This window comes from Stieleria varia (assembly GCF_038443385.1).
Lineage (GTDB): Bacteria > Planctomycetota > Planctomycetia > Pirellulales > Pirellulaceae > Stieleria > Stieleria varia.
Genome location: NZ_CP151726.1, coordinates 3878085 through 3889610, shown reverse-complemented (window position 1 = coordinate 3889610; position 11526 = coordinate 3878085). Strand labels below are relative to the sequence as shown.

Here is an 11526-nt window from a genome sequence, read left to right as displayed (position 1 = left end):
CATGCCAAGCGACTTGAATGAAACGCAGTGAACTTTCCACCAGCCGACCTTGTTGGACTTCAGCGGATGAATGACATTCAGTTCATTTATTCCGCGACAGTCGGCTTATTGGCACACATCAGCGTGATCCTTTTGATCACATTCGTGCTTGATAAAGTTCTGGACGATGCATATTTTGCTTGCCATTTGTGGACTGGATGTTTTGTATTAATACTTGCTCTACCAGTGGTAGTTGCATTCTGTCCTGCTTTTGCTTTTGATCTCGCGTTTTTACTGAAACCGTTCATCAGTGCCAGCGGCAAAGGACAACAAGCGTTGGCATTGCTTGCGATCGTCGGTATCGCGACGCTGGCGTCCATTCGATTGCTTGCCGGGTTTCGGCTCAATCGCTGGATGCGTTTGACAGCCAAAAAGCTGACCGATGACGAACTCGCACATGTTCATCAAATCGTCCCCGAGGCGATAAAAGTCAAGCGAATCGTTTCATCCGATGAAGCCATAGGACCATTTTGCCATGGGCAATTTCGTTCCACGATTGTGATACCAAGCTACTTGCTGGAGGAATCTGATTGGGTATTAAAGCACGCGGTTTTACACGAACTGGCTCATCTGCAGCATCATCATCCGCGTCAATTATTGCTTCAGAATCTCTGCACCACCATCTATTGGTTTCATCCAATGGTTTGGTGGGCTGCTGAACGAGCCTCTATCACTCGTGAGTACCTCTGTGACGAAGTTGTCGTGCAACAGGATGGAGATGTTGCAAACTATCTTCGAACACTTGCGGTCGTCGCTGAACGCAGCACAGAAAAATCGCAACAAATGGATCAGCTTGAGTTCGTCCGTCGCAGCAGCTTCATAAGACGAAGCGAGCGACTGGTCCGTATCGCTACACGCTCCAACAGGCCCCCAAGTCGATGGCGAAAGCTGGCTGCCTTGGCTGTATTGTTGATCTTGATCGCTGCCATTACCGCGTGGCTGCTGAAGTCATCAAGTTTCGCGCCGCAAACGCAATCGCCTCCCCAACAAACCTTCTGACTGATACTGACCGCGGACTATCAACCCAATCAGATATGATCGTTTCCATCTCAATCGTCGCAGTTATCCTTGTACTCGCATTGGCGTCGGTCATCCGAACAACGGAGACCGAGTCGACCGACAATCAAGACGACTTTTGCCAAGATTGCGGCACCGAACTCGGCTACGATGATGGACCGAAAAACGGTTCACTGCTTCCCGATGGCAGGACGGTTTGCCATGCGTGCCTGCTGTATCAAATCCAGGTCAAGAACAATGGCTCTGGGCGGACAAACAATTTCGCAGCAACCGAACATTCCGCTCGATCGAATGTGTGCAAGCAGAGCGTCGTCGCCAGCGGCTCAAATCGCTCACTGTTTTAAACACGCAGGGATCGGCGTACGACGAGACATCTCATCAAGTCACGAATGTTAACTACTTAGCACCAACGAAGATCAACGACGTACTGGCCGAGTGCGTCCGGTGGTGGCGTGACGGCGGGCTTGGCAAACTTGTCAAGTGTCGACACGACGCACCTTTGTTCACGCCGCGATCTTGCTTCATCGAGCGTTCGGGGCAGCCCCGGATAGGGCTGGCACTGGGGCTCCCACTCATGGACTTCGATCTGCCACGCGCCATGCTGCGGATGCGATAGGGTTAGCCTCAACGGAACTTGCGTCTCAAGCGTCGGGTGCAATCCTCGCGTCGGCTTGAAGGTGCAGTAGCGAACGCCAGCGACACGTGCCGGTCCGGAATCATCGACGTCGCTACAAAGCGGAATGTTCCAGCCATGAGCCGTAACGGACCATTGATTCAAAGTGTCGGCCGCACCGGCCGAACGCAATCGAATTTCCATCCGCGATGTGCTGGCGTCGATAAACCGGGAACCGCCACTTTCCTGTGTCGCTACATCGCCTACCAAGGGCCAAAACTCCAGTGCCCGCCTGAGCTCCAATCGCACGTCCCCAAAGTCACGCTGGATGAACAGTAAGTCTCGGTCGCGAAACAGGTACTCGTTCAAACATTCATTGAGCGCAAACCCCGATGCGGCCAGATCAGTAAGCACTTCTTGGAGATCGAGATGCAGATAAAAGGGTAGCGAGTAACGCTGGTGCAGCGAGTCTCCCCAGTCGACCAGTTTTTCGTGCCGCGGTTCCTTCGCCAACATTGCCACGATGGACCGCAGCAACGCAGCCAAAGACGCAGTGGTCTCTGCGGACGCGCCCATACGGAAGGCTCGGAACTCGACCAGCCCCTGACGCCCCCGAGAACCGAGAAAGGGATTCCAGAGTTTCTCGATATTGATTTCAGCTCGATGCGAATTTCCCGAGGGATCGGCAAGGTAAGGCGCAAGCGTGGACCAGATGGTCTCGGGAAGTGGCTCAGGGACACGGCTAAGCAACTCGAGCGATAGGCTCAACTCGGGCAATGCCCCACGCACACCTTCATCGGCCCTCGGCGCCTGACTGGCCGGTCCTACCGACTCCGGTGCATGCAAGTAAGACAGCGAGGGATGACGGTTGAAGTAGCGAACCAAGTTGGGCAACAGATGCGGTTTGACGAAGAACGGACTTTGCACCGCCGACGGCCCACCCAAGGTGACTTGTCCTCCGCCACCGGAGTCGGTCTCCATCCCGTTGTACTGCAATCGATAAGACTGAAGTCCTTCGTCGGCCGCGGACCGTTCCAAACAACGGAGATCACTCAACAACTCAGCCGTTCGCGGCGCAGGTGCCATGTTGATTTCGATCACGGCTGGATCAGGCGTCACGGTCATCCAGGCAACGGTTTCATCGACGGGAGGCGGATAGCCCATGATCACCAGCGCGGATATCCCGACTTCGTTAGCAGACTTGGACAGAGCCTTCAGCAACAATGCGAACAACGCCACATCACCGACGGCAGGCAACTCAACTTCCGCGTCACCACTCGCTCTCCTGCAGATCACCAGAAAGGTTCCTCTCGCTGACAGCAGATCCTTGACTTCAGCATCCTTCACCTTGCGTTTGTGCACCGAGGATCTTGCCAGTGCTGATTCCTCGTCTGAATTCATCGGCAAAGCTTGGTCGTCCGCTGAGAATACGACGCGACCGGCTAACTCTCCGGCAAGCGCCGCGGCATTGATTCCTTCGGATCGCAAATTCTCGGCCAAGCATTCCGCTAATGCCGGTATCGTTGCCGCCGCGTCCTGCGGCATTCTCTCCTCCATCGTCTTGCGATTACAGGCCAGGATCGGATCGTGCGGTCCGCTCCAAAGAGGCGTCCCATCTCGACGAGAGTATAGACCGATGCTCCAACGCGGCAACGGCTCACCACCATACTGTCGGCCCACCGTCCGCAGAATCACCGCACCTGCGCTGACACGCTCACGGGCAATACGGCCGAGCAAGCTCTCGGCGCGAAGATGCTTTGTGTCACCGAGGGCATCGAAGAGCCACTCGGGAGACTCAGAGAATCGATCAGTGTAAGTCGGCTCAGCACCCACCCAAACTGATAGCCCGCTATCCTCCACCGCAGCATCATGGGTTTCCAATGCCCGCAACACATCATCATCGAGAGGCATAACTAGCTCGCCGGATAATCAAGAGGTGGTTCTCAAACTCTGGGTTGTTCTTTGCCCTTGCAACATCCTCCGCCTAAACACATCGCACAAGACGCGACTAACCATCAAACGGCCAACACGATAGCGAGATTCAGGTCGAAATCAACAACCCATGATTACTTGCTCTCGGCAGCCATCCTGAGACGATTCAATCCGAAATCAGGTGCATGCGTTTTTCATCGCAACATTCATTAGGAAGGCCTCGTTTCCAATCCGCATGCCGAGAATGGATTGCTGTTCTCGGGCTCCAATCAGTAGACACATGTGTATCAACCTTCACTATTGAAAACCGAGAAGAGGAAATGCGATTAAAGTAGCGAGTCGCATGAATCCTACTTACGACATCGCAGTTCGTTGGGTGATACACTGTCATCTTCGCTTTTCCCATCGATCAGAATGAACCCTTCCTCGAACCGGCGGAACTGAGCATGAATTCTACGGACCCTAAATACCTGGCGGCGCAATTGGTAAATTTAGCGTTTGATGATGTCAGTCGTGGTGACTTTCGTGCAGCAAAATCCAAGCTTGAAAAATCGCTGCAACTGAATGAAAGGTGTGCAGATGCGCACAGCGAGTACGCGTTGGTTTTGCTGAAACTGGATCAACATCCGAAAGCCGAGTTTCATATCATGCGAGCGATAGAGCTCGAACCTCGCAGTCCAAAATTCTGGCTGGCGCTTGCAAAGTGGCATTTCGACATCAAGCAATTCGATCAAGCATCCAAGTCTGTCTTGGTAGCGGAAGCCATTGATCCGAACTTTCCCTCCGTTGCTCTGGCCAAGATGCATATTCTGAATGCACGCGGTGGCTCTCCGCAATCGATCGAAGCGTTGGGCGAACAAGCACGGCAGATCTACAATCAAACGGGAAAGCGTGCCGACGGAACCAAGTTGCAGATGGGAGACATCGAACGATTCCTAACGCTGTGATACGTTTCTAATGCATCGTGCAGTCTTTATTTGGGGGTAAGCCTTTTTGACTATAGCCACGGTTGAGTTGCGAAAACCGAGGCCATCTCCAAAACGGTTTCTCTATCGCATCCACGTTCTAAGTCTGGATGGTGCACGTGGGCTGTGACACGGATGCAACTTGCCCCTTATTGCGAGAAATCCGGGAGCAAACAACCATGACGTTTCGAGTATTCCTCAGCTACAAATCTCAGGACAGCAACCTTGCCCGGCATGTCGCTTCCTGGCTTCGCCACAACCAGATAGAGTGCTGGTTCGCCGAAGACCAGATTCCGTTGGAAGGACAAGAAGATTTTAAGGCAATTGTGGACCAAATCGCCAAAGGGATCACTCAGGCGACGCACGTGCTCGTTTTCTCCAGCGATTTGTATGTTCAAGCTGACTGGTGTCAGATCGAGTTTCAACTCCTGAGAGCGTGTGACTTGCTCTCGTCAAAATCGGCAGCAGAGATACGACTAGCGCCGAGGGACGCTGCCCATCTCGCACAAGACTCTCTTGAGCGAATGTGGAATCATCCGCAGATCGGTGACGTACCCAGGATGAATTCGCGATCCGATCGAATACTGGATTTACAGAAGTTAGAGAGATTTTTGAGAGTGGATTGTGGCTGGCCTCTTCCAGAGACAATGCAAAGACTCGTCACAGAGCCCGATCTTGAATCAGTCCCGGTTCATTTACCTTTCCTGGGGCTCAGCATCCGCTTGCCAGGGTGGAAAGCAAGAGACATTGGAATTCGGCACCTTGGAGAGGATTTTGAATTCTCGCAGAGTTTCGTACGCGATGTGAACGGAATAGTCGATCTTGAAATACGCGCAAATCGCTTTCCAAGAAATTCGTCTCCGTTTGATAATGACGGCACGTCTGACGATCTTGACCTTCGGCGTGATGCCTATGCGATGGCCAAGTATTTCCAAAGCCAGTTGCCAGCGAATCAATTGCGACACGTCACGATTCTCGGCATTCACCTGGTATTCATCGGTAGTCGAAGCCATTTCGCCATCAGTTTTGCAGCGGCTCGATCTGGAGGACCTCTGGTCGCTTACCGAAAGTACGTTTTGGTGCTCTGGGATGAGCAGACGAGTTTTCACTACGAGCTAGTCTTCACGTTTTGCGTACACGGTCCTCCAGAGCGTCTCCGTTCTCTAGAACCAATGTTGGAATCTATCATCCAATCGTTCCGTTATTCGGAATCCGCAATGCAAACGTTCCGCATGGTCAATCAGGATTTCGTTCGAGAGCCACCGCTAGATCCATCTCGTTTCCAACATCCAATCTCCAACACGTCCGGTAGCGTCTTGTCTCGTTTTGAGTCCCCATCCGGCTTCTTTGAACCATTGCCTCCAGCAACAGATTCACGCAACTTTTTGCAACGGCTGGCAAATATGCCTGAACAAACGGATGTAGCGTTCTCTGAACTGGGCGGATGGCACCGATTCTCCAAGTACATTCGAAATCCGCAGGTCAAACCATGATGGCACCGTCTGGCCAGCGCCGCATTTCTAAGGTTTCACAAACGCTCTGGCATAGGATTTGCGAGATCGCAGATGAGGGGCATGTGTGATCCTCGAATCGCAAAATCCCCAACTCATCATCGTATGACGCGCCCTCTTGGAGACAAATCTGATGTGCCAACGACCAACCAGATACCATTGGCTGCTCGTATTTTGTGCAGCATTGCTCGCCCCGGCTGGCAGCGCAGCCGAACCGAGTTCGACTCAGAAACATCAGGCAGACGATGATCGGGCTTCGTCAGACTTGTCTTGTTTCGAAGACCTGCAAGTGGCAGGCGAATGCATCGGAAAGTGTCGAATCGATGAGATTCACTCGGAACTCTCTACGGCTTACGATGATTACCAAAACGATGTGAAAGACTACACGGCGTTGTTGATCAAACGTGAGAAGCTTGGAGGCAAGCTTTCCCCGCGACAGTTTGCAAAGATCAAGGTTCGCGAGCCGAAGCAGACCGACGAAGGCTCCGAAGTCCCGCTTAGCGTCTACATGAAGTTCTATCGCCCCCAAACGCTCGCGGGACGCGAGATCCTGTTTGTCGAAGACCAACGAGACGGTCTGATGCTGGCACGCAAGGGAGGCATGGTGTTCGCCAACTACACTCAAGCCTTACCGACGGATCATCCATTTGCAAAAGCAGAAAGCAACTATTTGGTGACCGATACCTGCGTCAACATCATGTTCCAAACGGCATTGGATCAGTTGAGGTGCCACGCCAACAGCGCCGATTGCGAGTTGTCAGAGTTCGAAAGGAAATCGATCAAGGGAAAACATTGCCGACACTTTGAACTGAGACTTCATAAGAAGGCGGACGATGTGCCTTATCATTTTGTCCGTTTCATGGTTGACGCTGAGCTTCGATTGCCGATTTACGTCGCTACCTACGGCTGGGAGACTGACGCTTCGCATCAAACGAAGTCTGGTAAAGAGAGTGAGGCAAATCTTGACCGCACACTTTTGGAAGAATTCTTCTTGGCCGGCCTCAAAATCAATGTCGGGCTGGGCGACGAGGACTTTGAAGCAGATCATCCGGACTACCAATTCTCTGCCGACCCCAAGCTGGCCATGCAGGATTGAACAGGGAGCCTTCTCGGTAAACGCATTCACTTGGCAAACGATGATCGCTCAAAACGTGCGGTAATGTTCGTGTCTCAAAAAGGCGTCGTCCGATTTCGTCCCGAGGGGGAGGTGCGATCACTACGGCATGACGGCGTTCAACAGATCCTGACGCCACTGGGACTGTTGGATATCGTAGAGGCCAAAGCCGGCACCGAACTCCCAATATGCCCAACTCATTTGATGCCGCTCTGCCGCGGTGACGACCGCACGCGTCCATCGCACGCGGCTATCCTGTGGTGCAGAGCTGTAAGCGCCAAACTCGCCCAAATAGATCGGTCGCGAATGCTGCTTGCCCCAGTCTGCCGCTTGCTGGATCTCTTTATCCAATGCAGCACGTTCTTCCTTGCTGCCCCAACTCAAGTCCTTGATCGAACGTACTTCCGGATTGGACCAGGATGCGCCCTGGTGAGTGAAATTGTGTGGGTTGTACATGTGAACGGTGACGATCAAATTCGGATCATCGGGCAATCTCAACTGCGGCAGAGCCCAAATGCCATTCCAATTGGGAGGACCAATGATCACAGGGCGAGTCGGATTGCTTTCCCGGACCGCCGCCAATCCCTGCAGCAAGACCTCATTCCATTTGCTGCTCAATTTGTCATGGGGCTCGTTGTCCAGCTCAAAATACAGCCACGGACCACGCGACTGGTACCGCTGTGCGATCTGACGCCAAATAGCTCGAAAGCGTTCCACGTGTTGATCGGGATCCGTGTCCAACTGATCGTAGTGGTGAATGTTCAGCACCACATTGAGTTTTTCCTGCTCGGCACGATCCAGCCAGCGATCGACTCGGGAAAAGAACTCAGGCTCGATAGCGTACGGTTGGACTTTCGACGCATAGTCGGACCATTTCACGGGGAGTCGGATGCTGTCGAAACCGGCTTGCTTGATCGTCGCCAAGTGATCCGGGACGATCTTGACGCCCCAGTCCTGATCCCTGGGAACCTCCAAGAAATTGCCAAGGTTCACGCCGCGTCCAAGCCGTTGATTGGCTTGGAAAATCGAGTTTTCCGCATCGGCTGCATCGCCAGCAGGGGCAACCACAAGACTCGATGCCAGGGCCGCCATGGTGAACCATGTGACCAGCAATCGAGGAAGCGATCGGAAGGAGGGGACGCCAGTGTTCGAATTCATAGTGAGTCTGATCGCGTTGCGAGCTGATAAATCATCCGGGATAGTTCCAGTCGAGCCTTATTGTATTCGCAGTTCTGATCGCCAGCGAGTGTGGACACGACTGGCCCCGACTGGAACGCATGCTGAGACAACTTGAGCAGGCAGACATTCGATCAGCTATGATGACGGTCTCTCCCCCCTGTCAGAAACGTGCGATGGTTTGCTGATGCTCCGTTTGATGAATCGTTGCGGTCTTTCTTTGCTGGTCTGTGCAGTGTTATCGCTGGGCGCCCACGCCCAGGACGCCGCCGGTCCTGTGAATGCCCCCAGCAGCATCACCGGTGACAGTGCCTCGAATTCGACAAGTTCAAACACCTGGATTCAAGACGGATTCGCCCAGACTCGGTTCGTCATCTCCGGCACCGGTGGACGAAACAATCCCTTGCGCCGCAAGGTGCAACCCGCTTGCTCGGACACGGAACTCTTTGTCCGTTTTCGCCTGCGATATGATGCGCAGACAATCGATCTGCCGAGTAACTCACGCGACGATTCACCGGGCAAAGGAGATGGCGAGTTCTTTGTGCTCTGGTTGGATGAATCTCCAGGAACAGCAGGCGGCACGCATTCGGCGAACGTGCCCAATGTCGGTTTGCATGTCTCCGGCGAAGAAAACCGTTTCATGGTTCGCTTTCAATCGGCACGCCAACAGTTCGGCCCAGTGCTGATGGGCGATCAAGATCATTTGATTGTCGCGCGTTTGTGGAAATCGGTCCCCGGTGAACAAACCGCTTTCGATCAGTTGGATCTTTGGGTCGATCCTGATCCGGGAGCAGAGAACGCCCCGCAGGCGTCGACCAGCACCACAAAGTCGATTCAAACGGTTCGTTGGATTGGATTTTCTACCGGAGCGAAAACCGAAGTTGATGACTTGATTCACGTTTGGGACGTGAATCTACATTCGAACTGGCGGGACGCATTGGATCTGCCGCCCAATGCGCCGCCAAAAGCTGTCACAGCCGTCCAACCCGCCATCAAAACGGTTTCATTTGGCAGGGACGTGCTGCCGATTCTGCGAGACCGCTGTTTCGAGTGCCATTCTGGATCAGAGCCGGATTCGGAAATTCGTTTGGATGTGTTCGATGAAGTATTGAATCAAACGACACCGTTCGATTCAACAAAGAGCCAGTTGCTGCAAGTGGTTGCTGCCGGAAAGATGCCGCCCGCTGGACCAGCATTGCCGAAGCCCGAGATTGAGTCGTTGACCCGATGGATCGACGAGGGGCTGGAGTGGGACGAGGCCATGATGCCGACGCCGATCCCCGAGTCGGATCACTGGGCGTTTCAAAGTGTCCAGCGACCGCACATTCCTGAGTTGGCCGAGACATTTCGCGGCAACAACGCGGTGGATCATTTTATCGCGGCGCGACAGCAGCTCGCCGGCGTGACCCCCAATCCGCCGGCGGACGCAACAATCCTGGCTCGTCGGATCAGTTTGGATATGTTGGGATTGCCACCTGGGGTGAACACAATCACGGCGGATGACATTGTCGATGGCACGGCGGTCGACAAAGCTCTGTCTCATCCCAATTACGGTCTGCGTTGGGGACGCCACTGGCTGGATCTCGCCCGGTGGGCGGAAAGCAATGGGCATCAACACAATCGCGACCGACCACATGCGTGGCGTTATCGTGATTGGGTGATCGACGCCTTCAATCAGAACATGCCGTTCGACCAATTCCTGCGTGCCCAGATCGCCGGCGATCTGATACGTCCGACAAGTGACCAAAACCTGATTGCGACGGGCTTCCTTTCCGCAGCACGTTACAGTGGAAACGAGTTGGACAAAGAGATTCAACGAAACGACATTCTGGTCGACGTCGCCAACGTCACCGCGTCCACCTTCCTGGGACTGACGCTTCAGTGCGCCCAGTGCCATACTCACAAGTTTGACCCGCTGACGATCCGAGACTACTACCGTTTCCAAGCGTTCTTTGGCAATGGTCAACCGCACAACGTGGCAATGACGGACCAGAATGAGTCCGTCGGCGCGTTGGTTCAAGAACGTTGGCAGATCTATGACGCTGTTCATGATCGCTTGGTATCGGTCAAGCGAAAGCAGGGGCATCCTGAGCCGATCTACGTGATCCCAAAGTCCGTGATTGGCGGAATGAAGCCAGATGAGCGTGCGAGTTTCGACGAGCTGGAGCAACAATTTGCTAAATTGCCCCAGACCTGGGCGTTCGTTCAACCTCGTGAGGAACCGCCTGGTTGGCCTATCATTCCGCACGAGATGCGATGGCCATTGCCGAGGAATCCAGACGCATTGCGATCTCGCCAAACGCATTTGCTGTTGCGAGGCGATGTGCAGGCGGTCGGCCCCGCCGTCGAGTCAGGCTGGCCGTATCTGTTTCCACAAAAGCAGCCCAGTGACAAGCTGACTCGCTTGGACTTGGCCGATTGGATGACCGATCCGACGAATCCGTTGACGGCGCGTGTTTGGGTGAACCGCATTTGGCAATGGCATTTCGGCGTCGGCTTGGTGGAATCCGTCAGCGATTTTGGCACTCAAGGGACACCGCCGACTCACCCGGAATTGCTGGACTACTTGGCAGCCGAATTGATTGACAACGATTGGGACAGTGCTCACATCCATCGCTTGATCCTCGGTTCTGCTACCTATCGACAGTCTCACATGCACTCGGCCGCTAATGCTCAAATTGATCCGGACAACCGGCTTGGGTGGCGTTGGCAACCTCGACGACTGGAGGCAGAAGCGATCCGAGACTCTATCTTGGATGTCAGTGGTCGTCTGGATGCGGCAATCGGGGGACCAAGCACGACGGACGATTCCAGTCGGTATAGCGTGTACCTGCGTCAAAAGCGTGATCAGCTACCCACGCACCAAGTCTTGTTTGACGGTGCAAGTGGGATCACGAGCTGCGCACGCCGACGCGTTTCCACCAACGCTCTGCAACCGCTATGGCTGATGAATCACGACTTCGTCCAACAAGCAGCTCGTGAACTTGCGGAGAAATCGGGTACGGTTACCAACGCGTTCCAAACCGCCTTGGGGCGTCCGCCATCGGCGTCAGAGCTGACTCCACTGAATAGGTTGGCGGATCAACACGGCTTGGCCAGCGCATGCTTGGTGATCCTCAATTCGAGTGAGTTCGTTTATATACCTTGAGCGGAACCGCG

8 protein-coding genes are annotated in these 11526 nt (G+C 54.0%); 6 read left to right on the top strand and 2 right to left on the bottom strand.

Annotated elements, in window-relative coordinates; genetic code table 11:
• Positions 1 to 27: 27 nt before the first annotated feature.
• Positions 28 to 1038 (top strand): M56 family metallopeptidase, encoded by a 1011-nt coding sequence (locus Pla52nx_RS12800; RefSeq protein ID WP_146518460.1) that lies wholly within the window; start codon positions 28 to 30, stop codon positions 1036 to 1038.
• 35 nt (positions 1039 to 1073) lie between these two features.
• Positions 1074 to 1400 carry a hypothetical protein gene (locus Pla52nx_RS12795; protein ID WP_146518461.1) on the top strand — a complete coding sequence of 109 codons (327 nt, stop codon included), beginning with the start codon at positions 1074 to 1076 and terminating at the stop codon, positions 1398 to 1400.
• Positions 1401 to 1456: 56 nt separating this feature from the next.
• On the opposite strand, the gene Pla52nx_RS12790 is transcribed toward Pla52nx_RS12795, so the two are convergent.
• Positions 1457 to 3580: a transglutaminase family protein gene (locus tag Pla52nx_RS12790; protein ID WP_146518462.1), complete on the bottom strand. Its 2124-nt coding sequence runs from the start codon at positions 3578 to 3580 to the stop codon at positions 1457 to 1459.
• Between the two features lie 467 nt (positions 3581 to 4047).
• Here Pla52nx_RS12790 and Pla52nx_RS12785 point away from each other — a divergent pair, with 467 nt between their 5' ends.
• From Pla52nx_RS12785 to Pla52nx_RS12775, 3 genes are all read left to right on the top strand, one after another.
• On the top strand, positions 4048 to 4548 hold the full coding sequence (locus Pla52nx_RS12785; protein ID WP_146518463.1) for a tetratricopeptide repeat protein: 501 nt from the start codon (positions 4048 to 4050) through the stop codon (positions 4546 to 4548).
• Positions 4549 to 4745: 197 nt separating this feature from the next.
• Positions 4746 to 6059, top strand: a complete 1314-nt coding sequence (locus Pla52nx_RS12780) for a toll/interleukin-1 receptor domain-containing protein (protein ID WP_197454289.1) — start codon at positions 4746 to 4748, stop codon at positions 6057 to 6059.
• 151 nt (positions 6060 to 6210) lie between these two features.
• Positions 6211 to 7173: a DUF1571 domain-containing protein gene (locus tag Pla52nx_RS12775; protein WP_146518465.1), complete on the top strand. Its 963-nt coding sequence runs from the start codon at positions 6211 to 6213 to the stop codon at positions 7171 to 7173.
• 120 nt (positions 7174 to 7293) lie between these two features.
• Here Pla52nx_RS12775 and Pla52nx_RS12770 read toward each other — a convergent pair whose 3' ends face one another.
• Positions 7294 to 8349 carry a glycoside hydrolase family 5 protein gene (locus Pla52nx_RS12770; protein ID WP_146518466.1) on the bottom strand — a complete coding sequence of 352 codons (1056 nt, stop codon included), beginning with the start codon at positions 8347 to 8349 and terminating at the stop codon, positions 7294 to 7296.
• A gap of 217 nt (positions 8350 to 8566) precedes the next feature.
• Between Pla52nx_RS12770 and Pla52nx_RS12765 the strand changes: the two genes are divergently transcribed.
• Complete coding sequence (locus Pla52nx_RS12765; protein WP_197454290.1) at positions 8567 to 11515, top strand: PSD1 and planctomycete cytochrome C domain-containing protein; 2949 nt, start codon at positions 8567 to 8569, stop codon at positions 11513 to 11515.
• The last annotated feature ends 11 nt before the right edge of the window (positions 11516 to 11526 follow it).